The sequence below is a fragment of the Microbacterium sp. 01T413_2 genome (genome assembly GCF_056398985.1).
The window spans coordinates 85,868-109,441 of sequence record NZ_JBFTQL010000007.1 but is presented as its reverse complement, the minus strand read 5'-3'; the positions used below and the strand labels follow the sequence as shown (position 1 = coordinate 109,441).

Below are 23,574 nucleotides of genomic sequence, written 5' to 3'. Positions count from 1 at the left end.
GGTAGTATCTGGTCCCGTTCGACGGCCGAAGTCCCCAGCGGCCGCACGACGAAAGGAAGTACTGATGACCGGCGACGTCCCCTCCGCTGAGATGGCGCAGGACGAACAGGATCCGACATCGAGCCCCCTCGCCTCGTCTGACACGGAAGTCGACGACGGACCGCTGCCCGCTGCCGCCCCGCAGCAGGGCTGGTTCGGCTTCACGCTGCGCGAGCTGATCGTCATCGCGGCATGGGTGATCGCGTTCGCGCTGTCCTTCGTGCCGGGTGCCGGGAGCGTCCTGGACGCCTCCGCAACGGTCTGGACGATGAACGGCGCCTGGGCACTGGCGATCGGCGTGCCCACCGCGGCCGTGTTCCTCGTCGTACTGCGACGGCTTTCTCCCGAGGGGATCCGCCGGGTCGGATCCCTCGGCATCGACCAGTTCGCTTCGGTCGCCTTCTCCGTCGCCCTGGTCAGCTGGGTCGTGCTGCTGTGGCAGCAGCTGGATCTGGTCGCCGCGACACGACGGTCCGCGCTGGTCACCTGGCCGCTGTGGCTGGAGATCCTGCTGGCGCTGGTCCTCGTCGCCGTCACGGTGTTCGCAGCCCTCATCCCCGGGATCCGCGAGGACTTCGAGGACCGCATCGAGACGCTCGCGCACCGCAACGCGAACCCCGTGCGACCGGTGTTCTCCCGGCCGCGTCCCGTGCGTGCGCGGGGGAGCATCTCCGACCCGCAGAACGAGGACGATGTGGATCCGGGACTGCTGCACGAGAACGAGGTCGGAGCCGCAGGACATCTCTCCGCCACCGGGGTCACCGGTGCAGTGGTGCAGGGCGAGGCGGGCTACGTACCCGAGCATCACCGGGAGTCCTTCCTCGCATCGGAGGAGTACGACGGATCCGCGCCCGCATCGGCGGAGAACCCCTCTGGCGCGGGGATGCCGAGGGTCGCAGACGACGCCCCCTTCGACGTCGTGCCTGCGGAGGATGCGCCGACCGAGGCGATCCTGGAGGCGCCGTCCGAGACCCGCCAGGACGCGGTCCCCGAGACCCGGCAGGACGCCGAGACACGGACCTCGACCACGGACTCGCCGGATGAAGAAGGCGAACCCGCCACTCGCACGGACGCCCGCCGCGCCGCCGATGCAGAAGCGTCGCCGGCATCGGGGCCCGACGCGGACGCCGGCCACGGATCCGCCGATGAGCAGGATGCAGCGGCCGCGCCGCACGACCTGTCCGACACCATGACCCAGGTCCTCGGCGATCTGCTCGAGCCCTCGCCTGCGGACGAAGTGGCCACGCACGCCGTCGACGTCGTGCCGCAGGAGCGCAACCGGGGCGCTGCCGCAGCATCAGCGGCGCGGGATGAGCAGCCCCAGCCGTTCTGGGCGCTCGCGCCCGACACCCGGGCCGTGCATGACGCACGCGGTGACACGATTTTCACAATCGGACCCGAAGCATGGATCCTTGTTCTCGAGGACCGCGGCGGCGCCTTCGTGGTGCGCCACGACGACGGTCGCGTGGGTTACCTGCACGACACCGAGAACATGACACGAGGCTGAAGACGCATGCAGACGATCGACCTGAGGGGACGCTCCCTCTCCACCGCTGAGATGCTGGCCGTCGTGCCACGCGCGACCGCCGCCCGCGCCGAGGCGCTGGCGACCGCGACCGCGATCGTGGAGGACGTSCGCGTCCGCGGTGAGGAGGCMCTGCGTGAGCAGGCCGAGCGKTTCGACMASGTCAGCGGGCACGCGATCCGGGTTCCTCGCGAGCACCTCGACGACGCTCTCGCCGGTGTCGACCCGCAGGTGCGGGACGCGCTGGAGGCGGCGATCGAGCGGGTGCGCCGGGGCTCCGCCGCGCAGGTGCCCGCGCCGCAGGTCACCGAGATCGAACCGGGCGCCCGTATCGTGCAGCGCTGGCAGCCGGTCGGACGGGTCGGCGTCTACATCCCCGGCGGGAAGGCTCCCCTCGCCTCGAGCGTCGTGATGAACGTCGTGCCCGCTCAGGTCGCGGGCGTCGAGAGCATCGCCCTCGCCTCCCCGCCGCAGTCGGCAGAAGACGGCCGGATCCACCCGACCATCCTCGCCGCGGCCGCCCTGCTCGGCGTGGACGAGGTCTACGCGATCGGCGGTGCAGGTGCGATCGGCGCTCTCGCGCACGGTGTCGCGGCGATCGGACTCGACCCGGTCGACGTCATCTCCGGACCGGGCAACAACTACGTCGCCTCCGCGAAGCGCGCCGTTGCCGGCGTCGTCGGGACGGACTCCGAGGCAGGGGCGACCGAGATCCTCATCGTCGCCGATGCCGCAGCTGACGCTCGTCTTGTCGCCGCAGATCTGATCAGCCAGGCCGAGCACGATGAGCAGGCCTCCGCTGTGCTCGTCACGGACTCGGCCGAACTCGCGGACCGTGTGGCGGTCGAGGTCGCGACGGCCGCAGCCGCCACACGACACAGCGCGCGTGTGCAGACCGCGCTGGACGGTCCGCAGTCGGCGATCGTGCTGGTCGACGACCGTGCCGCCGCCGTGGCGTTCAGCAATGCCTATGCCCCCGAGCACCTCGAACTGCATCTCGTGGACGCCGAGGAGGCGGCCGCGGTCTTCACGAGCGCCGGTGCCGTGTTCGTCGGAGATCAGACGCCGGTGAGCCTGGGCGATTACATGGCGGGCAGCAACCACGTGCTTCCGACCGGGGGACAGGCGCGCTACGCCTCCGGCCTCGGCGCCTACACGTTCCTCCGCCCGCAGCAGGTGATCTCGTACGACCGCGATGCGCTGGCGCGCGCCCGCAAGGGCGTCGTGGCACTCGCCGACGCGGAGATCCTGCCGGCGCACGGCGAGGCCGTCCAAGCCCGGTTCGCAGGAGCGCCGGAGCCCGCCGCGGCGACCGGGGCGTAGGCTTTCACGAATGCACTGCCCGTTCTGCCGCCACCCGGACTCCCGCGTCATCGACTCGCGCACGAGCGATGACGGCCTTTCGATCCGTCGACGCCGTCAGTGCCCGGAGTGCGGCGGGCGGTTCACGACCACCGAGACCGCGAGCCTGAACGTCATCAAGCGATCCGGTGTGATGGAGCCGTTCAGTCGCGAGAAGGTCATCTCCGGCGTCCGCAAGGCCTGCCAGGGGCGCCCTGTCACCGAGGCGGATCTGGCGATCCTCGCGCAGCGCGTCGAGGAAGCGGTACGGCAGACCGGCGTCTCGCAGCTGGACACCAACGAGATCGGCCTGGCCATCCTGGGCCCGCTGCGGGATCTGGACGAGGTTGCCTACCTCCGCTTCGCGAGCGTGTACCAGGCGTTCGACTCACTTGAGGACTTCGAGGCGTCCATCGCCGAACTGCGCGCCGACCATCAGAGGGCGGCCGAGCAGACGGCGCTCTGAGCGACGGGTCGGTATCAGGGGCCTGACCCCGGTAGCCTGGCAGGAATGTATGCCCTGCTCTTCCGCCTCGTCCTCGCGCGCTTCGATCCCGAATTCGCCCACCATGCCGGCATGGTCGTGGTGCGGATTCTCGGAGTGCCTCCGTTCTCCTGGGTCGCGCGTGCGCTGACCCGGCCGGCGGCGGGCGATGAGGTGCGGGCACTGGGGCTCACATTCCCGACTCCGTTCGGTATCGCGGCGGGGTTCGACAAGAACGCGGTCGGCGTGCGCGGGTTGTCCGCGCTCGGCTTCGGACATGTCGAGGTCGGTACGATCACGGCCATCCCGCAACCGGGCAACCCCAAGCCGCGCCTGTTCCGGCTCATCCCGGATCGCGCCGTGGTGAACCGCATGGGCTTCAACAACGCTGGTGCCGAGGCCGCGGAGAAGCGACTCTGGAAACTCCGCCGCCGCAGGCCGGTCGCCGTCATCGGGGTCAACATCGGTAAGAGCCGCGTGGTCGCCGTCGAGGACGCGACCGCCGACTACGTCGCATCGGCCGTGCGCCTCGCGCCGCTCGCGGACTACCTCGCGATCAACGTCTCGTCGCCGAACACGCCGGGCCTTCGGGGGCTGCAGGCCGTGGAGACCCTCGCACCGCTGCTGCGCGCCGTGAAGGCCGCGGCCGGTGCGACCCCGCTGCTGGTGAAGATCGCCCCGGACCTTCCCGACGACGAGGTCACGGCGATCGCTGAGCTCGCCGTCGCCGAGGGGCTGGACGGACTCATCGCCACCAACACCACGATCACCCGCGACGGTCTCGTCACGGATCCGGAGAAGGTCGCCGCGGCGGGGGAGGGCGGCCTCTCCGGCGCCCCGCTCAAGGAGCGCTCGCTCGCCGTCCTCCGCCTCGTGCGCGACGCCGTGCCCGCTGACTTCTGCGTCATCTCGGTGGGCGGGGTCGAGACGGGCGCCGAGGTACGGGAACGGCTCGACGCCGGTGCCACGCTGGTGCAGGGTTACACCGCGTTCCTCTATCGCGGGCCGCTCTGGGCGCGCCAGATCCGCGCGGGGCTGCGTCGCCGCTGATCCGACACGGAAGAGCGGCGCGGACCACGTCGTACACGAAGAAGGATCCCGGCGCCACGCGCACGGGATCCTTCTTCTCTGTCAGGGGATCCGGATCAGTCCGGGTACTGTCCGCGCTTGACCTGCGGCTTCGGCAGACGCATGAAGCGCATCTGCAGGGATCGCATGGCGGCGTACCAGGCCAGTCCGCGCTCACGCTTGTCCTTGCCGAACTTGTCGGCGATCCGGCGGTTCACGCGGATGCCGAGGAAGACCATGTCGATGATCGCGATCGCGATGAAGCCCCACAGGCCGATGAACGCCCAGTAGGCGACCAGGGTGTTCGGGATCAGCGASACSACGATCACGACGACCATGAGRGCCATGATCCACTCGCTGACRTGCCAGCCGGCGTCGACGTAGTCGCGYACCCAGCGRCGCTGMGGMCCGCGGTCRCGRACSGGGAGGTAYTTCTCCTCGCCGTTSGCCATGCCGACGCGCTGCCGCTCCTGGCGCTGGCGAAGGTCAGCGCGCGCCTGCGCCTTGGCCTCTTTGGTGTCCGGCACGAGCGGCCGGCGTCGAGCGGCCTCCTGCTCCGCGCGCGTCGGCGTGCGGCGCCCCTTGCCGTTCGCGTCGGCTGAGTCCTCTGGTGCGGGGGTGGGAGTGCTGGGCACGAAGGCTCCTGATGTCGAGAGAGCGGGAAACGGGTGTTCTCTAAGATTACCTGCATGACTTCTCCCTCCTCCTCGGTCACCGCACCCGGTGACGTCGAAGCCGCCGTCACCGCCGCCGTGAGCACCGGGATCCCCGCTGCGCTCAGCGATCTCGGCGCTCTCGTGCGCATTCCCGGGGTCGCCTGGCCGGCGTTCGATCAGACCCAGCTCGTGCGCAGCGCCGCCGCCGTCGCCGAGCTCGCCGAGGGCACAGGCGTGTTCGACAGCGTGCGCGTGCTGCGTGCGGCCATCCCCGGCACCGACGAGGTCGGCCAGCCCGCGATCCTGGCGCGTCGCGCCGCACGCAACGGCAAGCCCACGATCCTGCTCTACGCGCACCACGACGTCCAGCCCCCTGGGGATGACGAGCTGTGGGACAACCCGCCGTTCGAGCCCACCGTCCGGGACGGGCGTCTGTATGGTCGAGGGGCCGCCGATGACAAGGCCGGGATCATGGCGCACATCGCGTCCATCCGTGCGGTCGCGGAGGCGCTCGGCGATGACCTCGACCTCGGGATCGCGATGTTCATCGAGGGCGAGGAGGAGTACGGATCCCGCTCGTTCGGGCAGTTCCTCAGCGACAACGAGGACGCCCTGCGCGCCGACGCCATCGTCGTGGCCGACTCCGGCAACTGGGACTCCGTCACACCGGGTCTCACGGTGTCTCTGCGTGGCGCGGTGCGCTTCACCCTCACCGTGCGGACCCTCGGCCACGCCTCGCACTCCGGCATGTTCGGGGGAGCGGTGCCCGATGCCATGCTCGCGACCATCCGCCTGCTGAACACGCTCTGGGACGAGAACGGATCCGTCGCTGTCGAGGGGCTGACGGTACGCGATGCGGAGACGCCCGAGTACAGCGAGGAGACGCTGCGCGAGGAGACCGGGCTGCTGCCCGGCGTCACGCCCATCGGCGACGGCACGATCCTCAGCCGCATCTGGAACAAGCCCTCGGTCACCGTGATCGGGGTGGACGCCACTTCCGTTGCGGCCGCATCCAACACGCTCTCGCCGGAGACGACGGTCGTGCTGAGCTGCCGCATCGCGCCGGGGCAGAGCGCGGACGACGCGTACGCCGCGCTGCAGGCGCACCTGCGTGCTCATGCGCCCTTCGGCGCGGAGCTCTCCTTCTCCGACGTCGACCTCGGCAACCCGTTCCTGGTCGACACGAGCGGCTGGGCGGTCGGGCTGACGCGCGGCGCCATGAAGGACGGCTACGGCACCGCACCCGTCGACCTCGGTATCGGCGGATCCATCCCGTTCATCGCCGACCTGGTGGAGCGCTTCCCCGGCGCGGAGATCCTCGTGACCGGCGTGGAGGACCCGCACGCGCGGGCGCACAGCCCCAACGAGTCGCTGCACCTGGACACCTTCCGCCACGCCGTGGCGACGGAGGCGCTGCTGCTCACCCGGATGAACGAGATCACCCTCTGACGAGGAAGGGCGCATCGATCGCGGTCATGACCGGCCGCGCTCGATGCCGCCCTCGTGCGCGGCGGTAGACTCGAAGCACGGGAACCGTGCCGGTGCACGGCCGATCCAAGGAGCGACATGAGCGACATCACCCTCACCCCCGAGACCACCGCCCACGGCGTGAAGCTCACCGACGCCGCCGCGGCGAAGGTGAAGAGCCTGCTGGAGCAGGAGGGTCGCGACGACCTCCGCCTGCGCGTCGCCGTGCAGCCCGGCGGCTGCTCCGGCCTGATCTACCAGCTSTACTTCGACGAGCGCTATCTCGAAGGCGACGAGACCGTCGATTTCGATGGCGTCGAGGTGATCGTCGACAACATGAGCGTGCCGTATCTCGACGGCGCGGCGATCGACTTCAAGGACACCATCTCGGAGCAGGGATTCACGATCGACAACCCCAACGCGCAGGGTTCCTGCGCCTGCGGCGACAGCTTCCACTGAGCCGCGAAATCCCTTCTCCCACCCCTGCGCCATCCACGCCGAACCTGCGTGGATGGCGTGAATCGGGTGTGAGCTTGCCCTAGACTGGGGTAGCCCACGTCCGTGATCTGAAAGGTGCATCGTGCCCTCGAAACGCCGCCTTCGTTGGGCCGCACTCCCCCTGGGAGTAGCGGCAGCCGTGGCCCTCTCGGGATGTGCCCCGCTCATGGAGCGCGGCTTCCTGCCCGGCTTCGACGACGGCACTCACGCGACGAATCAGACCGAGCGCGTCACGTCGCTCTGGGTCAACTCGTGGATCGTCCTCCTCATCGTCGGCCTCATCACCTGGGGTCTCATGGGCTGGGCTGCGATCGCCTACCGGCGTCGTAAGGGACAGACCGGCCTGCCGGTGCAGCTGCGCTACAACATGCCGATCGAGATCTTCTACACGCTCGTTCCGCTGATCCTGATCTTCGGCATGTTCGCCTTCACGGCGCGCGATCAGACGATCATCGAGACCCAGTACGGCCCGGGCAATGAGCCCGATGTCTCGATCACCGCGATCGGCAAGCAGTGGGCGTGGGACTTCCAGTACGACGGCACGGAGAAGGACAACTCCGACGCCGTCTGGACCATGGGTGTCCAGGCCCAGCCCGACAAGGCCGGCAACATCGATCAGGCCGCCCTGCCCACGCTGTACCTGCCGGTCGACAAGAAGGTGAAGATCACCCTGCAGTCGCGCGACGTGATCCACTCCTTCTGGATCATCGACTTCCTGTACAAGAAGGACATGTACATCGGCAAGGACAACTCCTGGTCGTTCACGCCGACCCGTGAGGGCACCTACCAGGGCAAGTGCGCCGAGCTCTGCGGCGAGTACCACTCGATGATGCTCTTCAACGTGAAGGTCGTCAGCGATGCGGAGTACCAGTCGTACTTGACCAAGCTCAAGGACGAGGGCAACACGGGCGACATCACCGACGCCTACGACCGCCTCACCAACTTCCCCGGCACCGGGAAGCCCGCGACTGACTCGGAAGCGAAGTAAGCAGAATGACGAGCACTCTTCCCGACACCTCCGAGGCCGGCGCGCGTCCGACGACGATCCCGCCGCGTCAGGCGGCTCTGCTCAGCTCGACCCGCGTCGAGCAGAAGGGCAACATCGTCGTCAAGTGGATCACCTCCACCGACCACAAGACGATCGGATACATGTATCTGATCGCCTCGGTGCTGTTCTTCCTCCTCGGCGGCGTGATGGCCCTCATCATCCGCGCTGAGCTGTTCTCGCCGGGCATGCAGATCGTGCCGACGAAGGAGCAGTACAACCAGCTGTTCACGATGCACGGCACGATCATGCTGCTGATGTTCGCGACCCCGCTGTTCGCGGGCTTCGCGAACGCGATCCTCCCGCTGCAGATCGGCGCCCCCGACGTGGCGTTCCCGCGTCTGAACGCCTTCGCGTTCTGGCTGTTCCTGTTCGGTTCGACCATCGCGGTCGCGGGCTTCCTCACGCCGCAGGGCGCGGCCTCGTTCGGGTGGTTCGCCTATCAGCCACTCGCGAGTGCGTCGTTCACTCCGGGTGCCGGCGGCAACCTCTGGATGCTGGGGCTCGGCATGTCCGGTTTCGGCACGATCCTCGGCGCCGTGAACTTCATCACCACGATCATCACCATGCGTGCGCCCGGAATGACGATGTGGCGCATGCCGATCTTCTCGTGGAACACGCTGATCACCAGCCTGCTGGTGCTGATGGCGTTCCCGGTGCTGGCCGCCGCCATCCTGGCCGCTGCCGCCGACCGCGTGCTCGGCGCGCACATCTACGACCCGGCCAACGGTGGCGTGCTCCTCTGGCAGCACCTGTTCTGGTTCTTCGGCCACCCCGAGGTCTACATCATCGCGCTGCCGTTCTTCGGCATCGTGTCGGAGATCTTCCCGGTGTTCAGCCGCAAGCCGATCTTCGGGTACAAGACCCTGGTCTACGCGACGATCGCGATCGCGGCGCTGTCTGTGGCCGTGTGGGCGCACCACATGTATGTGACCGGCGGGGTGCTGCTGCCGTTCTTCGCCCTGATGACGATGCTCATCGCCGTCCCCACGGGTGTGAAGATCTTCAACTGGATCGGCACGTTGTGGCGAGGGTCCGTGACCTTCGAGACGCCGATGGTGTTCGCCCTCGGCTTCCTGGTGTCGTTCGTCTTCGGCGGACTGACCGGCGTCATCCTGGCGTCTCCGCCGCTGGACTTCTTCCTCTCCGACTCGTACTTCGTGGTCGCGCACTTCCACTACGTGGTGTTCGGAACGGTCGTGTTCGCGATGTTCGCCGGTTTCTACTTCTGGTGGCCGAAGTGGACCGGCCGGATGCTCAACGAGCGCCTCGGCTACGTGCACTTCTGGATGCTGTTCATCGGCTTCCACATGACCTTCCTCATCCAGCACTGGCTGGGTGTCGACGGCATGCCGCGTCGCTACGCCGACTACTCGGCCTACGACAACTGGACGTGGGAGAACCAGGTCTCGACCATCGGCGCCATCATCCTGGGCGCGTCGATGCTGCCGTTCTTCCTGAACGTGTGGCTGACCGCCCGCAAGGCGCCGAAGGTAACCGTGAACGACCCGTGGGGCTATGGCGCCTCGCTCGAGTGGGCGACGTCCTGCCCGCCGCCGCGGCACAACTTCACCTCGATCCCGCGTATCCGCAGCGAGCGTCCGGCGTTCGACCTCAACCACCCGGAGGCCGCCGAGCACCCGGTTGCTGCGGCCGCTGACGGAAAGGCCCGCTGACCCATGCGCGACAACATCGTTCTGTGGTGGATCCTCACCGCATTCTTCGCCCTCATGGGCGTGACCTACACGGTCTGGAACCTGGTCGCGCACGCCGGTGAGCCCCCCGTGAGGGCGATCGAGTGGGTCGGCACCGTCGCCCTGTTCTTCGCAACGTTCATGGGCGCGATGATCGCGTTCTACCTCGACCGCACCCACAAGGCGCAGGGCGGCACCCTCCCCGAGGACATCCTCACCAGCGACATCGATGACGGTGACCCGGAGCTCGGAGAGTTCAGCCCGTGGTCCTGGTGGCCGATCGTCCTCGCGGGCGCCGCGGCGGTCGGCATGATCGCTCTCGCCGTGGGCGTGTTCCTCTTCCCGGTCGCGCTGGCAATCTTCGTGGTCGCGATCGTCGGCTGGGTGTACGAGTACTACCGCGGTCACTTCGCCCGCTGAGCGGAGATCCCCGCGAGAAGGCCCTGGAGCAACGCTCCAGGGCCTTCTCCGTATGTCCGCGCCAGGCGTTCGTCGTCGGCGATCGTGGAACGGGTGGTGAGGTCGGAGTCTTGGGGCCGGTAGAAGCCAATAGCCTGGTTACATGACGGCAGTTGCGCTTCTGAGTGGTTTGATGTCGGCGATTGATGATCATCGCTGGAGCGATCTGCATGACTATCTTCACGAGGACTTCTCCTGCCGATACGTTCATACCGGTGAGTCCTTCGACCGTGGGTCCTGGATTCGCCTGAACGCGGAGTATCCGGGATTCGAGCACTTGCGCGTCGAAGAGATCGTTGGGACTTCGGATCGCGCGGCCTGTCGTTCCCATGTCACCGCAAGTGGCCGTGCGGGCGTGGATCATTTCGAGTGTGCGACGTTCGTCCGAGTGCGGGACGAACTGATCGATCAGATGACCGAGGTCTGGACAGGTGTATCGCAGACCGCGCCCGTCGGAACCCGGCCAGAGGCTACCTGACCCTCTGCGGTGACCGCCATGAGCCTGGCGGGCGCCGCACGGGAGAAGGCGCGGAGAAGCGGCGACGTCGTCAGGCGTGTGTGCGGACGCGGGCGATGCCCGTGAGCGGATCCACGGGGCGCCGGTGCACGCCATCGGCGTCTTCGACGGGGTAGCCCTCACGTACCCAGTACTCGAAGCCGCCGATCATGAGCTTCACGTCGTATCCGAGCTTGGCGAACTCCAGGGCGCCCTTGTCACCTGCGTTGCAGCCGGGGCTCCAGCAGTAGACCACCACGGGGGTGCCCAGGGGGATCTCCTGCGGCGCCCTTGCTGCGATCTCGCTGTAATGCATGTGGATCGCGTCGACGATGCGCCCTTGGGCCCAGGCCTCGTCGCTGCGGACGTCGACGACGGCGAGCTGTTCGCCGGCCTTGCGGGCGGCGTGCACGTCGCTCGCATCGGTCTCGTGGGTGAGCTTCGCGGCGAAGTGGTCCATGGCGGAGGTCATACCGCCAGGTTACTCCGGCGCGGTGGCCGGTAACGATCGAAGGCCCCGTCAGGTGACGGGGCCTTCGATCGTGCTGGGGGAGCGGCTTATTCGCCGCTCTCCTTCGCGGGCAGCGATTCCGGGGCGAGCGCCGAGCTGGGCGTGTTCGGAGTCTCGCTGACGTGGCCCGTGTCGACCGGTGCGATCTGGTCCTCGCTCACACCGGCACGGGTGTGCGACGCCACGATCTCGTCGTGAGCGGCCTCGTTCGTGTCGTGCAGCGCGTGACGCTGATGCGCGTCGGCTGCGGCGACCTCGGCCTGCGTGAGCGGCGACAGGCGGTCCTCGAAGAACCAGCGCGACATCGAGGAGCGCAGGTTCTGCGTCCACGGAATGCGGCCCTTGGCATTCGGGCGGACCACCAGCGGCTCGTACACCTCGGTGTCGATGAGCTTCCAGCGGTCGTACACGTCGACCGGCTTGTGGACCTCGATGAACTCGCCACCCGGAAGGCGCACGATCCGACCGGATTCGTAGCCGTGCAGCACGATCTCGCGGTCCTTCTTCTGCAGCGCGATGCAGATGCGCTTCGCGATGAAGTAGCTGAGGACCGGGCCGATGAACAGCGTCGCCTGGAGGGTGTGGATCACGCCCTCCATCGTCAGCGAGAAGTGCGTCGCGATGAGGTCGGATGCCGCGGCCGCCCACAGCGTGGCGTAGAAGACCATGCCGGCCACGCCGATCGCGGTACGAGTGGCCGAGGTGCGGGGACGCTGCGCGATGTGGTGCTCGCGCTTGTCGCCGGTGATCCAGGCCTCGATGAAGGGGTAGATCGCCACCAGGACGATGAACAGGCCCAGTACCAGCACCGGGATGATGATCCCGAACGACCAGGTGTGGTCGAGGAACACGACATCGAGGTTCGATGGGGCAAGACGCAGCGCGCCGTCCGCGAAGCCGATGTACCAGTCCGGCTGCGTACCCGCCGACACGGGGGAGGGGTCGTACGGGCCGTAGTTCCAGATCGGGTTGATCTGGAACAGCGAGGCGATCAGTACGATCACACCGAACGTGATGAACAGGAAGCCGCCCATCTTCGACATGTAGATCGGCATCATCGGGTAGCCCACGACGTTCTCGTCCGTGCGGCCGGGGCCGGCGAACTGCGTGTGCTTGTTGATCACCATCAGCATGAGGTGCAGCACGACCAGGCCGATCACCAGGAGCGGCAGGATCAGGATGTGCAGCGTGTAGAGGCGCCCCACGATCTGGTCGCCCGGGAACTCGCCGCCGAACAGCATGAACGAGGTCCAGGTGCCGATCAGCGGGAGGCCCTTGATCATGCCGTCGATGATGCGCAGACCGTTGCCCGAGAGCAGGTCGTCGGGGAGCGAGTAGCCGGTGAAGCCCTCGGCCATGGCGAGGACGAACAGCACGAAGCCGATCACCCAGTTCAGCTCACGGGGCTTGCGGAACGCACCCGTGAAGAACACGCGCAGCATGTGCACGCCGATGCCGGCCACGAAGGTCAGCGCCGCCCAGTGGTGGATCTGGCGGACCAGCAGGCCGCCGCGCAGATCGAACGAGATGCGCAGCGTCGAGTCGAGGGCCGCGGACATCTCCACGCCGCGCATGGGCGCGTAAGCCCCGGCGTAGTGGGTGGGCACCATCGACGCCTGGAAGAAGAACGTCAGGAAGGTGCCGGACAGCAGCACCACGACGAAGCTCCACAGTGCGATCTCGCCGAGCATGAACGACCAGTGATCGGGGAAGATCTTCCGGCCGAGCTCCTTGACGAAGCCGGAGAGGCTCGTCCGCTCATCGATGTAGTTGGAGAGACCGCCGACGAATCGGCCGCCCAGGGGCGCCTCCGAAGGCTTCTCCGAGGACTTCTGCTCGGTAACAGTTGCGGTGCTCAATGACGCTCCCAGAAGCTCGGACCGACGGGTTCGTGGAAATCGCTCTGCGCGACGAGGTAGCCCTCGTCATCGACGGTGATCGGCAGCTGCGGCAGCGGGCGTGCGGCCGGTCCGAAGATCACCTTCGCGTGCTCCGTGACGTCGAACTGCGACTGGTGGCACGGGCAGAGCAGGTGGTGGGTCTGCTGCTCGTACAGCGCAACAGGGCAGCCGACGTGCGTGCAGACCTTCGAGTAGGCGACGATGCCGTCGTAGGACCACGTCTTGCGCTCCTCGGACTCGATGAGCTGCTCGGGGAGCAGACGCATCAGCAGGACGATCGCCTTGGCCTTCTCTTCGAGGTAGCCCTCCTCGTGGCCGACCTTGCTGAGCGGCTCCGGGATCACGTGCACGGCCGAGCCGATCGTGATATCGGCGGCGCGGATGGGCGTTCCATCGGGGTCGTGCGCAAGGCGCATGCCCTTCTCCCACATCGTGTGCTTGAGCAGCTGCACCGGGTCGCCCGCGATCGGGTTCTCCGGGGTGCTGTGCGGGGCGAGACCGCGGAAGAGCGCGAGACCGGGGACGACCGAGGCGACGACCGCGGCGATGAGCGAGTTGCGGATCATCACACGGCGCCCGAACCCGGACTCCTCGTTCGCGTCTGCGAAGGCCTTGATCGCGGCCTCGCGGGTGGAGTCGCGGCCACGGGTGGGGTGGCGGTATTCGATGTGCTCGTGGTCCGCCATGATCGCCTTCGACCAGTGGATCGCACCGAGACCGAGTGCGAGCAGGGCGAGGGCGATTCCGAGGCCGATGAACAGGTTGTTGTAGCGCACGTCGATGAGCGAGCCGCTCTCGATCGGGAACAGCATGTAGGCGGCGACCGCCCAGATGCTGCCTGCGAGCGAGAGGTAGAACAGCGTGTAGACCGTGCGGACAGCGGCGTTCATCGCCTTCGGGTCCTGGTCGGTGACGCGCTCGCGGTGCGCGGGCAGCCCCGGGTTGTGCGCGGGGTCGCTGACGTCGACGCTCAGCCCGGCCGGTGCCTGATAGGTCCGGTCAAGAGCGTGCGGGTCGTCGTGTGCCATGGTTCTCCTCGTACGTTCTTCGATATGTCGGCGTCAGTTGGACTTCGCCGTGATCCACACGGTGATGGCGACCAATGCGCCGATTCCGAAGATCCAGATGAACAGACCCTCCGAGACGGGTCCGAGGGATCCGAGGTCCATACCGCCGACCTGGGTCGCGTTCTGCTGGAAGAGCAGCGCGGAGATGATGTCGCGCTTGTCTTCGGCCGAAAGGTTCATGTTGCCGAAGACCGGCATGTTCTGCGGACCGGTGACCATGGCGGCGTACATGTGCAGTGCGCTGGTCTTCATCAGGCCCGGGGCGTACTTGCCCTCGGTCAGAGCGCCACCGGCGCCCGCGACGTTGTGGCACATCGCGCAGTTGATGCGGAACAGCTCGGCACCGTGCGCGACATCGCCCTTGCCGTCGAGGATCTTCTCCTCGGGGTAGGTCGGGCCGGGCGCCACGGACTGGACCCAGGCGGCGACGTTCTTGATCTGCTCCTCGGAGAACTGCGGGTGCTTCTGCGGAGCCTGGGGGCCCTGCATCTGCAGCGGCATGCGCCCGGTGGACATCTGGAACTCGACCGCGAGCTCGCCGACGCCGTACAGGCTCGGTCCGGTGGCGGTGCCCTGCAGGTTCATGCCGTGGCAGGTGGCGCAGTTCGCCTGGAACAGCTTCTGCCCGTCCTCGGTCGAGACCGCGGCGGTGACGGACGCCGGCTCGGTCGCGGCGAACGCCGCACTCGCGCCGGCGTAGACGCCGCCGGTGATCATCAGGCCTGCGCCGATCAGAGCCGCAGCGGCCAGGGGGCTGCGACGGCCAGTACGGCGCTTCTTCTCACGTGCCATGTCGGGAATCCGCTCCGCTTCTTACTTGAGGAAATAGATGACGAAGAACAGCACGATCCAGACGACGTCGACGAAGTGCCAGTAGTAGGACACCACGATCGCGGTCGTCGCCTCCTTGTGCGTGAAGTTCTTGACGGCGAAGGCGCGGCCGAGGGTCAGCAGGAACGCGACCAGACCTCCGGTGACGTGCAGAGCGTGGAAGCCCGTGGTGATGTAGAACGCGGAAGCGTAGGAGTCGGCCGAGATCGGCATGCCCTCCGCGACCAGCTGCGAGTACTCCCAGACCTGGCCGGACACGAAGAACGCGCCCATGGCGAAGGTCAGCCAGAACCACGGCACCATGCCCCAGCGCTTGCGTCCCTTGTCGTTCACCGACGTGTAGGGCTGCATGCGCTCCGCGGCGAAGACACCCATCTGGCAGGTGAACGAGGACGCCACCAGGACCAGGGTGTTGATCGCGGCGAACGGCACGTTCAGGCTCTCTGTGCGTGATGCCCAGAGCTCCGGAGAGGTGCTGCGCAGGGTGAAGTAGATCGCGAAGAGTCCCGCGAAGAACATCACCTCACTGCCGAGCCAGACAATGGTTCCCACAGCCACCGGGTTGGGGCGCTTGATCGTTCTCGCCGCCGGGGCATACGTCGCTGAGGTCGTCACCCGTCCATTATGGCCGATCCGAGACGCCGATTGTCGCACCGGCGGCGGCGGTTCAGCCCGTCCGGGCCTCGGTGTGGCCTCGGAACCAGCCGCGAATCCCCTGAGAGACGCGGGCTTGCGGGCGGGTCGCCGGGTGCCGGAGCGGGGATCACGACTGCATCACATCGCTAGGATCGCTGGCATGGCGGATGTTCTGACCTGGCCCGATGTCCTCTCCACGCTCCTCGCCGGGCGTGACCTGAGCGTCTACGAGTCGACCTGGGCGATGCGTCAGGTGATGCGCGGGCAGGCCACCCAGGCGCAGCTGGCCGGCTTCCTCGTCGGGCTGCGCGCCAAGGGGGAGACGATCGACGAGGTGGTCGGCTTCCGCGACGCCATCCTGGAAGCGGCCGTGCCGCTGCCCGTGTCCTCGGATGTGCTGGACATCGTGGGAACCGGGGGAGACCGGATCGGGACCGTGAACGTGTCCACCACCGCCGCCATCATCATCGGCGCGACCGGCATCCCGGTCGTCAAGCACGGAAATCGCGCGGCCAGCTCCGCGTCCGGATCCTCCGACGTGCTCGGCGCGCTCGGCCTCCAGCTCACCCTCGACCCGCAGGCCGTCGCCGAGATCCTGGACCGTACCGGCATCACGTTCGCCTGGGCGGGGGCGTTCCACCCCGGGTTCAAGAACGCGGGCGCCGTCCGCGCAGAGCTCGGTGTGCCGACCGTGTTCAACATGCTCGGCCCGCTGTGCAACCCGGCGCGCGCCGAAGCGAATGCGGTGGGCGTCGCCCAGCTCGACCGGGTGCCGCTCATCACCGGCGTGTTCCGCACCCGCGGCGCCACGGCTCTCGTGTTCCGCGGTGACGACGGACTGGACGAGCTCACGACGACCGGGCACAGCCGTATCTGGGAGGTCACCCGCGGAGACATCCACGAGCACGACCTGGATCCGCGCGACCTGGGCATCCCGCTCGCCGATCTCGCCGACCTCATCGGCGGCTCCCCGGAGCACAACGCGGGCGTGCTGCGCCGCACGCTGGAAGGCGAGCGCGGCGCCGTGCGCGACATCGTGCTGCTGAACGCGGCGGCCGGCATCGTCGCCTACGAACTGTCCCACGACGCGTCCCAGGCGCAGGTGCCGATCGTGCAGCGTCTGCGCGCCGCCCTGGGCCTCGCCGAAGCAGCCGTGGACGACGGGCGCGCACTCGCGAAGCTGGACGCGTGGGTCGCGGCATCCAAGGAGCTCGCCGCGAGCTGAGCGGCGCAGGGACGGTCGGCATGGATCCGCAAGAGGCGCTGCTCGAGATCGCCAGGCTGCTCGAGCGCGAGCGGGCGTCGCGCTATCGGGCCAAGGCGTTCCGCGCCGCCGCGGCGACCTATGCCGAGCTCCCCGAGGACGCACGGTCGGATCTGAATCGGATCCAGCAGGCGAAAGGGATCGGATCCTCGACGTTCGAGGTCATCCGGCAGGCACTCGACGGGCAGACGCCGTCCTACCTCGTCGAGCTTCGCGGCGAGGTCGAACCGGAGATCGTCTCGGAGCTGCGTTCCCGGCTGCGCGGCGATCTGCACGCGCACACCGAATGGTCGGACGGGACGACCCCGATCGAGGCGATGGCGGGCGCCGCCCGCGCCCTGGGGCACGAGTACCTCGCGATCACCGACCATTCGCCGCGACTGCGCGTGGCGCGCGGCCTGACCGCTGAGCGGCTGCGCCTGCAGCTGCCGCAGGTGCGTGCGCTCAGCGGTGACGGGTTCACGATGCTCACCGGAATCGAGGTCGACATCCTCGACGACGGGCGCTTGGACCAGGAGGACCGGCTGCTCGGCGAACTGGATGTCGTGGTCGCATCGGTGCATTCCAAGCTCGCGATGGAGCCGGGGCCGATGACCCGGCGCATGGTCGCCGCGGTCTCGAACCCGCGTGTCAGCGTGCTCGGACACGTCACTGGTCAACTCGTGCAGGGGGAGCGGGGCACTCGCCCGCCCTCGAGGTTCGACGCCAGGGCCGTGTTCGAGGCGTGCGCCGAGAACGGCGTCGCCGTCGAGATCAACTCGAGACCGGAGCGGAACGATCCGCCGGACGGGCTCCTCGCACTCGCGCTCGAGATCGGCTGCCTGTTCTCGATCGACTCCGACGCRCACGCGCCAGGGCAGCTGTCGCTGCTGGACCACGGAGCTCAGCGCGCCGAGCGCGCCGGCGTCCCCGCAGAGCGGATCGTGACGACCTGGGGGCTCGACCGGCTGCTGCGCTGGGCCGGTTGAGTCGCACCGAAGACGGGCCGTTCGAGCCTTGGGAGGGACGGGCGACGGGACGGCTCAGGCCGTGCGGCTGAGCGCCTCCAGCGCACGTGCTATCGATGTGCCGAGGTTCCAGCGTTCCGCGACCCCGACCGCGGTGGCGGTCTCGGCGGCGTCGAGGGGCCGCAGGGCCTCGGCGGGAACGGCGATCGGCAGCGCGGTCGCGACGCGCACCACGGTGGGAGCGACGTCGAGATAGTCCGACGCGGCGAGGATCTTCTTCGCCACGCTCGCCGACATCCCCTCCGCACCCTCGGCGGCGGTGCGGATCGCCGCGAGGTCGCCGTGCACGGCGAGGAGGTTCGCCGCGGTCTTCTCCCCGACGCCCGCGACTCCGGGCAACCCGTCGGAGGCGTCGCCGCGCATCGTGGCGAAGTCGGCGTACTGGCTGGGCAGCACACCGTACTTGCGCACCACGGTCTCCTCGGTGACGTCCTCGAGATTGCTCATCCCGCGGGCGGTGTAGATCACGCGGACACCACGGCCGTCGTCGATGAGCTGGAACAGGTCGCGGTCTCCGGTGATGATGTCGACGGGCATGTCGGACACGGTCGCCAGGGTGCCGATCACATCGTCGGCCTCGTGCTCCGCGACGCCGATGATCGGGATCCGCAGCACGCCGAGCGCCTCGCGGATGATCGGGATCTGTGCCTCGAGCGGGTCCGGAACCTCCTCGACATCCGCGCCGCCCGGAACCACCTCGACGACGCGGTGCGCCTTGTAGCTCGAGATGAGGTCGACGCGCCACTGCGGACGCCAATCATCGTCCCAGCAGGCGACGAGGTGCGTCGGGCGATACGCGGACACGAGCTTCGCGATCATGTCGAGCAGCCCGCGGGCCGCGTTCACCGAGGTGCCGTCCGGCGCCTTGACCGCGTCGGGCACGCCGTAGAACGCGCGGAAGTAGAGGCTGGCGGTGTCCAGGAGGAGCAGCTTGGGAGCGGCGTCGGTCATGCCCACAGTCTGCCAGTGCCTTCGTCAAAAGGGCGGCCGTCGAAACCGCGGGGAGCACCCACGCGGATCCGCGGGAACATCGCGAGATCCCGTGGCGTTGAACATCTGCTGTGCAGGACGCTCGGCGGCCAGGGGCCGCAGGAACGCGGGCAGCGGAACCCTCAGCGACCTGATAGCATGAAGTGTCACCCGTGGGGGCATCCTCTCGCGTGCGTGACGACCAAGACACATTCATTCGCCGCGGGGCGATCCCATGCTCTGATGAGCGCGCGCCGCAGCCCGAGTATCCATCAACAAGGACAACCCACTACATGACTACCGCAACGGCCGCCCCGGCCACCAAGCAGGTCGCGATCAATGACATCGGATCTGCCGAGGACTTCCTGGCTGCGGTCGAGAAGACCCTGAAGTTCTTCAACGACGGCGACATCATCGAGGGCACGATCGTCAAGATCGACCGCGACGAGGTCCTCCTCGACGTCGGCTACAAGACCGAGGGCGTCATCCCCTCGCGCGAGCTGAGCATCAAGCACGACGTCGACCCCAACGAGGTCGTCTCCGTCGGCGATCAGGTCGAGGCCCTCGTTCTCCAGAAGGAGGACAAGGAAGGCCGTCTGATCCTGTCCAAGAAGCGCGCCCAGTACGAGCGCGCCTGGGGCGATGTGGAGAAGATCAAGGAGAACGACGGCGTCGTCACCGGATCGGTCATCGAGGTCGTCAAGGGTGGACTCATCGTCGACATCGGCCTCCGTGGCTTCCTGCCGGCCTCGCTCATCGAGCTGCGCCGCGTCCGCGACCTCACGCCGTACCTCGGCCAGGAGATCGAGGCCAAGATCCTCGAGCTGGACAAGAACCGCAACAACGTCGTGCTCTCGCGCCGCGCCCTGCTCGAGCAGACGCAGTCCGAGTCGCGCACCACGTTCCTCAACAACCTGCACAAGGGCCAGGTCCGCAAGGGCGTCGTGTCGTCGATCGTGAACTTCGGTGCGTTCGTCGACCTCGGCGGTGTRGACGGCCTSGTKCACGTYTCCGAGCTGTCCTGGAAGCACATCGASCACSCSTCCGAGGTCGTCGAGGTGGGCCAGGAGGTCACCGTCGAGATCCTCGAGGTCGACCTCGACCGCGAGCGCGTCTCCCTGTCGCTGAAGGCGACGCAGGAGGACCCGTGGCAGGTCTTCGCCCGCACCCACGCCATCGGCCAGGTCACGCCGGGCAAGGTCACCAAGCTGGTTCCGTTCGGTGCGTTCGTGCGCGTCGCGGACGGCATCGAGGGCCTCGTGCACATCTCCGAGCTGTCCAGCAAGCACGTCGAGCTGGCTGAGCAGGTCGTCTCGGTGGGCGAAGAGGTCTTCGTCAAGGTCATCGACATCGACCTCGAGCGCCGTCGCATCTCGCTGTCGCTGAAGCAGGCCAACGAGTCGGTCGACCCCTACGGCACCGAGTTCGACCCGGCCCTGTACGGCATGCTCGCCGAGTACGACGAGAACGGCGAGTACAAGTACCCGGAGGGCTTCGACGCCGAGACCGGTGCCTGGAAGGACGGCTTCGACGCTCAGCGCGAGGCTTGGGAGCAGGAGTACGCGGCTGCCCAGGCTCGCTGGGAGGCGCACAAGGCTCAGGTCATCAAGGCCGCCGAGGCCGAGGCTGCTGCGGGCGACGACTTCGGCGCGGCCGCGCAGTCGTTCTCGAGCGACTCCGCCGGTGCCGGCACGCTGGCCGACGACGAGGCTCTCGCGGCTCTGCGCGAGAAGCTCTCGGGCGGCAACGCGTAAGCAGCATCACCCTTCAGAACGGGCCGTCGCCTCGCCTTCGGGCGGGGTGGCGGCCCGTTCTGCGTACCCGGATGGATGCCGGGAAGGCGACTGAGCCCGCGGCGGTGGTTCGCCGTGAATCATGGCCGCACGGACGTGTGAGGATGGAGACCATGGATGCGATCGCTCTGGGTGCTCGCGATGCGCACGGGCGGATCCGCGTTCGGTGACGTTCGTCGGTCACGCCCCGAGATCCCCCGCGTACCGGAGGCTCATCTTCGGACTTTTCTTTGCGGGCATCGCGACGTTCGCGCAGCTGTACGCGCCGCAGGCCGTGCTGCCGCAACTGGCCCGCGATCTCGCCGTGGACCCGGCGACCGCCGCACTGAGCGTCTCCGCGGCCACGCTGGGTCTTGCGGCCTCGGTGATCGGCTGGTCGGTCGTCGCCGACCGGATCGGGAGAGTACCGGCGATGGCGGTCGGGGTGATCACGGCCACCGCGCTGGGGCTGCTCGCGCCGTTCAGCGGAGACATCGGCGTCCTGCTCGCCCTGCGGTGCGCCGAGGGGGTCGCACTGGGCGCCGTGCCCGCCGTCGCCCTCGCCTACCTCTCCGAGGAGGTCGGCCCTCGCCACGCGGCCGCTGCCGCGGGCAGCTACATCGCCGGCACCACGGTCGGCGGGCTCGCAGGCCGGATCGTGTCGGGCCTGGTCGCCGAGGTCGCGGGCTGGCAGACGGGCGTGTGGGCAGCGACGGGACTCTGCGCCGTCGCCGCCGCGTTGTTCCTCTGGCTTGCGCCGCGGTCGCAGGGCTTCGTGCCGCTGCGGCGACGTGCCGACCGCGGCTCCGGCGTGCTGGCGCGGATCCTCGGCCTGCTGCGWTCGCCCCGYCAGCTCGCRCTSTACGCSCAGGCGTTCCTGCTGATGGGYGCCTTCGTGGCGGTGTACAACTACCTCGGGTTCCATCTCGCCTCGCCGCCGTTCGCGCTGCCCGTCTGGTTCGTGACGCTGCTGTTCCTCGCGTATCTGGCGGGCACCGCGTCTTCGCCGTGGGCCGGCGTCCTCGCGTCGACGGCCGGACGCTTCCCCGTGCTGTTGGGTTCGGTCGCGGTGATGGCTGGGGGAGCCGCCCTCATGCTCGCGCCGCTCACGATCATCGTGCTCGTCGGCCTGCTGCTCTTCACCGCGGGATTCTTCGGCGCGCACGCGGTGGCGTCCGGCTGGACGCCGGTTGCTGCCCCCGCGGAGAGCCGTGCGCAGGCGTCGTCGCTGTATTACTTCGCGTACTACGCGGGATCGAGCCTGTTCGGGTGGGCACTCGGGATCGCTTTCGGCTCATGGGGTTGGGCGTGGTTCGGGGGGATCGTGATCGGGATGTGCGCTCTGGCTGCCCTGGCGGCCGTGGTCGCGTTGCGTGCGGCGGATCCGTCTTCCCAGGGAGGGAGCAGTCGGCCCTGACGGCGAGCACCGGATCCCCGTGCAAGACTGGCAGCATGCCCCTCATCGCGCTCACCGGCGGCATCGCGTCGGGCAAATCCACGATCGCGGCACGGCTCGCCGAGCACGGCGCCGTCGTCATCGACGCCGATCGGATCGTCCGCGACGTGCAGGCACCGGGCTCACCAGTGCTCGCGCGCATCGCGGCCGAATTCGGCGCCGAGATGATCCAGCCCGACGGCGCGTTGGATCGCGCGAGGCTCGGAGCACGGGTCTTCGGCGACGCCGAGGCGCTCGGCCGTCTGAACGCCATCGTGCATCCCGCCGTGAAGGCCGAGTCGCAGCGCCGGTTCGCGGCGGCCCTGGCGGCGGATCCCGCCGCTGTCGTGGTCTACGACGTCCCGCTGCTGGTGGAGGCGCGGGTGGACGATCCCTGGGATCTGATCGTCGTCGCCGACGCCCCGGCCTCTGTGCGCGAGGACCGGCTGGTGACGGAACGAGGTCTCGACCGAGACGAGGCGCGCAAGCGGATCGCCTCGCAGGTGCCGGACGAGCGCCGTCGCGAGATCGCGGACGTGCTCGTCGATACGGCGAACTCGCTCGCGGACACCCTCCGCCAGACGGACGAGCTGTGGCAGCGGCTGCGGACCGAGGCGCGGGCGTGACGGATCTGCTGGCGGCATATGATCTGCAGCTGCGCGGAGAGGCGGAGTTGGCAGGTGCCGCGGATGTGCGGAGCATCGGCCCTGTCTCGGTCGGTCTCTTTCCCGGCGGTGCCGGATTCGCGAGCTACGTCGATCTCGCAGGCCTGGGCGAGCGGCGGATCCGAGCGCTCGTGCGGGAAGTGCGTGCTCACTTCGAGGTGCTGCCGGAGGTGCGCTCCGCGGAGTGGAAGACGCGCGGACACGACGTCGCTCCCGGCCTCGAGGAGGCGTTGCGCGATGCGGGTTTCGTACCGCAGGAGGCGGAGTCGGTGATGCTCGGCGAAGCGGCTGCCCTCGCCGGCGCAGTGCCGGTGCCCGAGGGCGTGGTGCTGCGCGAGATCCGGGACGAGACGGACATCGTGGAGATGGAGCGGATGCAGGCGGCCGTCTTCGGGCACGGCGATGGCGCCGAGAGGGCGCAGCGCACGATCGCGCGTGTCGCGGCCGGCGACGACGTCGTGCTGTGGATCGCGGAGGCCGAAGGGCGCGTGATCAGCGGAGGCCGCCTCGAACCCGTCGCCGGCACCGAGTTCGCCGGGATCTGGGGCGGCGCCACCGTTGCGGAGTGGCGCGGGCGGGGCGTGTACCGCGCGCTGACGGCGAAGCGGGCGCAGGCAGCCCTGCATCGCGGGCTGCGATATCTGCATTCCGACTCCACCGAGTTCTCCCGGCCGATCCTGGAGCGCTCCGGGATGCGCAAGGTCACGACCACCACGCCGTACGTCTGGACGCGCGGAGGCTGAC

At 68.5% G+C, this 23,574-nt stretch carries 23 protein-coding genes; 16 read left to right on the top strand and 7 right to left on the bottom strand.

All coding sequences use genetic code 11. The features are described from left to right. Positions 1-64: 64 nt before the first annotated feature. Genes AC1DMN_RS06375 through AC1DMN_RS06360 form a run of 4 tightly spaced genes read left to right on the top strand, consistent with a single transcriptional unit; the run spans position 65 to position 4,439 of the window. Positions 65-1,546 (top strand): hypothetical protein, encoded by a 1,482-nt coding sequence (locus tag AC1DMN_RS06375; protein ID WP_477229268.1) that lies wholly within the window; start codon positions 65-67, stop codon positions 1,544-1,546. 6 nt (positions 1,547-1,552) lie between these two features. After that, a complete protein-coding gene (gene hisD, locus AC1DMN_RS06370) occupies positions 1,553-2,887 on the top strand; it encodes a histidinol dehydrogenase (protein ID WP_477384010.1) in 1,335 nt (444 codons plus the stop codon). 10 nt (positions 2,888-2,897) lie between these two features. Next, positions 2,898-3,371: a transcriptional regulator NrdR gene (gene nrdR / locus AC1DMN_RS06365; RefSeq protein WP_440731458.1), complete on the top strand. Its 474-nt coding sequence runs from the start codon at positions 2,898-2,900 to the stop codon at positions 3,369-3,371. 45 nt (positions 3,372-3,416) lie between these two features. Then, entirely contained in the window at positions 3,417-4,439 is a 1,023-nt protein-coding gene (locus AC1DMN_RS06360) for a quinone-dependent dihydroorotate dehydrogenase (protein WP_441978113.1), read from the top strand. A 95-nt stretch (positions 4,440-4,534) separates the two neighbouring features. On the opposite strand, the gene AC1DMN_RS06355 is transcribed toward AC1DMN_RS06360, so the two are convergent. Then, a complete protein-coding gene (locus tag AC1DMN_RS06355; protein ID WP_477229266.1) occupies positions 4,535-5,092 on the bottom strand; it encodes a DUF3043 domain-containing protein in 558 nt (185 codons plus the stop codon). Positions 5,093-5,146: 54 nt separating this feature from the next. On the opposite strand from AC1DMN_RS06355, the gene AC1DMN_RS06350 reads away from it, so the two are divergent. The 6 genes from AC1DMN_RS06350 to AC1DMN_RS06325 all read left to right on the top strand — a co-directional run bounded on the left by AC1DMN_RS06350 (position 5,147) and on the right by AC1DMN_RS06325 (position 10,754). Beyond that, on the top strand, positions 5,147-6,562 hold the full coding sequence (locus AC1DMN_RS06350) for a M20/M25/M40 family metallo-hydrolase (protein ID WP_477229265.1): 1,416 nt from the start codon (positions 5,147-5,149) through the stop codon (positions 6,560-6,562). Positions 6,563-6,679: 117 nt separating this feature from the next. Then, positions 6,680-7,039, top strand: a complete 360-nt coding sequence (erpA, locus tag AC1DMN_RS06345; protein ID WP_233309172.1) for an iron-sulfur cluster insertion protein ErpA — start codon at positions 6,680-6,682, stop codon at positions 7,037-7,039. 121 nt (positions 7,040-7,160) lie between these two features. Beyond that, the gene (ctaC, locus tag AC1DMN_RS06340; protein ID WP_440731462.1) at positions 7,161-8,066 is read left to right on the top strand and encodes an aa3-type cytochrome oxidase subunit II; all 906 of its coding nucleotides are present in this window, start codon (positions 7,161-7,163) and stop codon (positions 8,064-8,066) included. A 5-nt stretch (positions 8,067-8,071) separates the two neighbouring features. After that, positions 8,072-9,799, top strand: a complete 1,728-nt coding sequence (gene ctaD / locus AC1DMN_RS06335) for an aa3-type cytochrome oxidase subunit I (protein ID WP_441978114.1) — start codon at positions 8,072-8,074, stop codon at positions 9,797-9,799. Between the two features lie 3 nt (positions 9,800-9,802). Beyond that, complete coding sequence (locus AC1DMN_RS06330; RefSeq protein WP_477229264.1) at positions 9,803-10,237, top strand: cytochrome c oxidase subunit 4; 435 nt, start codon at positions 9,803-9,805, stop codon at positions 10,235-10,237. Positions 10,238-10,379: 142 nt separating this feature from the next. Next, the gene (locus AC1DMN_RS06325) at positions 10,380-10,754 is read left to right on the top strand and encodes a hypothetical protein (protein ID WP_477229263.1); all 375 of its coding nucleotides are present in this window, start codon (positions 10,380-10,382) and stop codon (positions 10,752-10,754) included. Between the two features lie 70 nt (positions 10,755-10,824). Here the strand turns inward: AC1DMN_RS06325 and AC1DMN_RS06320 are convergent, their stop codons facing one another. From AC1DMN_RS06320 to ctaE, 5 genes are all read right to left on the bottom strand, one after another. After that, positions 10,825-11,244, bottom strand: coding sequence for a rhodanese-like domain-containing protein (locus tag AC1DMN_RS06320; protein WP_477229262.1), 420 nt, complete (start codon positions 11,242-11,244; stop codon positions 10,825-10,827). An 86-nt stretch (positions 11,245-11,330) separates the two neighbouring features. Further along, positions 11,331-13,142: a cytochrome bc1 complex cytochrome b subunit gene (qcrB, locus tag AC1DMN_RS06315; protein ID WP_477229261.1), complete on the bottom strand. Its 1,812-nt coding sequence runs from the start codon at positions 13,140-13,142 to the stop codon at positions 11,331-11,333. Beyond that, complete coding sequence (gene qcrA, locus AC1DMN_RS06310; protein ID WP_440731468.1) at positions 13,139-14,212, bottom strand: cytochrome bc1 complex Rieske iron-sulfur subunit; 1,074 nt, start codon at positions 14,210-14,212, stop codon at positions 13,139-13,141. The genes qcrB and qcrA overlap by 4 nt, the downstream gene beginning before the upstream one ends. Positions 14,213-14,245: 33 nt before the next feature. Beyond that, positions 14,246-15,043, bottom strand: coding sequence for a cytochrome bc1 complex diheme cytochrome c subunit (qcrC, locus tag AC1DMN_RS06305; RefSeq protein WP_477229260.1), 798 nt, complete (start codon positions 15,041-15,043; stop codon positions 14,246-14,248). A 21-nt stretch (positions 15,044-15,064) separates the two neighbouring features. After that, positions 15,065-15,697, bottom strand: a complete 633-nt coding sequence (ctaE, locus tag AC1DMN_RS06300; RefSeq protein ID WP_440731470.1) for an aa3-type cytochrome oxidase subunit III — start codon at positions 15,695-15,697, stop codon at positions 15,065-15,067. A gap of 181 nt (positions 15,698-15,878) precedes the next feature. Between ctaE and trpD the strand changes: the two genes are divergently transcribed. Continuing rightward, positions 15,879-16,943 (top strand): anthranilate phosphoribosyltransferase, encoded by a 1,065-nt coding sequence (trpD, locus tag AC1DMN_RS06295; RefSeq protein WP_440731471.1) that lies wholly within the window; start codon positions 15,879-15,881, stop codon positions 16,941-16,943. A 20-nt stretch (positions 16,944-16,963) separates the two neighbouring features. Continuing rightward, positions 16,964-17,950 carry a PHP domain-containing protein gene (locus tag AC1DMN_RS06290; RefSeq protein ID WP_477229341.1) on the top strand — a complete coding sequence of 329 codons (987 nt, stop codon included), beginning with the start codon at positions 16,964-16,966 and terminating at the stop codon, positions 17,948-17,950. Positions 17,951-18,004: 54 nt separating this feature from the next. Here the strand turns inward: AC1DMN_RS06290 and AC1DMN_RS06285 are convergent, their stop codons facing one another. Beyond that, complete coding sequence (locus AC1DMN_RS06285; protein WP_477229259.1) at positions 18,005-18,940, bottom strand: 5'-3' exonuclease; 936 nt, start codon at positions 18,938-18,940, stop codon at positions 18,005-18,007. Positions 18,941-19,251: 311 nt separating this feature from the next. Here AC1DMN_RS06285 and rpsA point away from each other — a divergent pair, with 311 nt between their 5' ends. The 4 genes from rpsA to AC1DMN_RS06265 all read left to right on the top strand — a co-directional run bounded on the left by rpsA (position 19,252) and on the right by AC1DMN_RS06265 (position 23,573). After that, positions 19,252-20,712, top strand: a complete 1,461-nt coding sequence (gene rpsA / locus AC1DMN_RS06280) for a 30S ribosomal protein S1 (RefSeq protein WP_477384008.1) — start codon at positions 19,252-19,254, stop codon at positions 20,710-20,712. Between the two features lie 205 nt (positions 20,713-20,917). Then, positions 20,918-22,147 carry an MFS transporter gene (locus AC1DMN_RS06275; protein WP_477229258.1) on the top strand — a complete coding sequence of 410 codons (1,230 nt, stop codon included), beginning with the start codon at positions 20,918-20,920 and terminating at the stop codon, positions 22,145-22,147. 35 nt (positions 22,148-22,182) lie between these two features. Continuing rightward, on the top strand, positions 22,183-22,791 hold the full coding sequence (coaE, locus tag AC1DMN_RS06270; RefSeq protein ID WP_477229257.1) for a dephospho-CoA kinase: 609 nt from the start codon (positions 22,183-22,185) through the stop codon (positions 22,789-22,791). After that, on the top strand, positions 22,788-23,573 hold the full coding sequence (locus AC1DMN_RS06265; protein ID WP_477229256.1) for a GNAT family N-acetyltransferase: 786 nt from the start codon (positions 22,788-22,790) through the stop codon (positions 23,571-23,573). The genes coaE and AC1DMN_RS06265 overlap by 4 nt, the downstream gene beginning before the upstream one ends. Position 23,574: the final 1 nt, after the last annotated feature.

What these genes read in the sequence shown, in the direction of transcription:
- AC1DMN_RS06375 (WP_477229268.1), top strand. Translation starts at nt 65, where the DNA reads ATGACCGGCGACGTCCCCTCCGCTGAGATGGCGCAGGACGAACAGGAT.
- nrdR (WP_440731458.1), top strand. Translation starts at nt 2,898, where the DNA reads ATGCACTGCCCGTTCTGCCGCCACCCGGACTCCCGCGTCATCGACTCG.
- AC1DMN_RS06360 (WP_441978113.1), top strand. Translation starts at nt 3,417, where the DNA reads ATGTATGCCCTGCTCTTCCGCCTCGTCCTCGCGCGCTTCGATCCCGAA.
- AC1DMN_RS06350 (WP_477229265.1), top strand. Translation starts at nt 5,147, where the DNA reads ATGACTTCTCCCTCCTCCTCGGTCACCGCACCCGGTGACGTCGAAGCC.
- ctaD (WP_441978114.1), top strand. Translation starts at nt 8,072, where the DNA reads ATGACGAGCACTCTTCCCGACACCTCCGAGGCCGGCGCGCGTCCGACG.
- AC1DMN_RS06330 (WP_477229264.1), top strand. Translation starts at nt 9,803, where the DNA reads ATGCGCGACAACATCGTTCTGTGGTGGATCCTCACCGCATTCTTCGCC.
- AC1DMN_RS06325 (WP_477229263.1), top strand. Translation starts at nt 10,380, where the DNA reads ATGACGGCAGTTGCGCTTCTGAGTGGTTTGATGTCGGCGATTGATGAT.
- AC1DMN_RS06320 (WP_477229262.1), bottom strand. Translation starts at nt 11,244, where the DNA reads ATGACCTCCGCCATGGACCACTTCGCCGCGAAGCTCACCCACGAGACC.
- qcrA (WP_440731468.1), bottom strand. Translation starts at nt 14,212, where the DNA reads ATGGCACACGACGACCCGCACGCTCTTGACCGGACCTATCAGGCACCG.
- qcrC (WP_477229260.1), bottom strand. Translation starts at nt 15,043, where the DNA reads ATGGCACGTGAGAAGAAGCGCCGTACTGGCCGTCGCAGCCCCCTGGCC.
- trpD (WP_440731471.1), top strand. Translation starts at nt 15,879, where the DNA reads ATGGCGGATGTTCTGACCTGGCCCGATGTCCTCTCCACGCTCCTCGCC.
- AC1DMN_RS06285 (WP_477229259.1), bottom strand. Translation starts at nt 18,940, where the DNA reads ATGACCGACGCCGCTCCCAAGCTGCTCCTCCTGGACACCGCCAGCCTC.
- coaE (WP_477229257.1), top strand. Translation starts at nt 22,183, where the DNA reads ATGCCCCTCATCGCGCTCACCGGCGGCATCGCGTCGGGCAAATCCACG.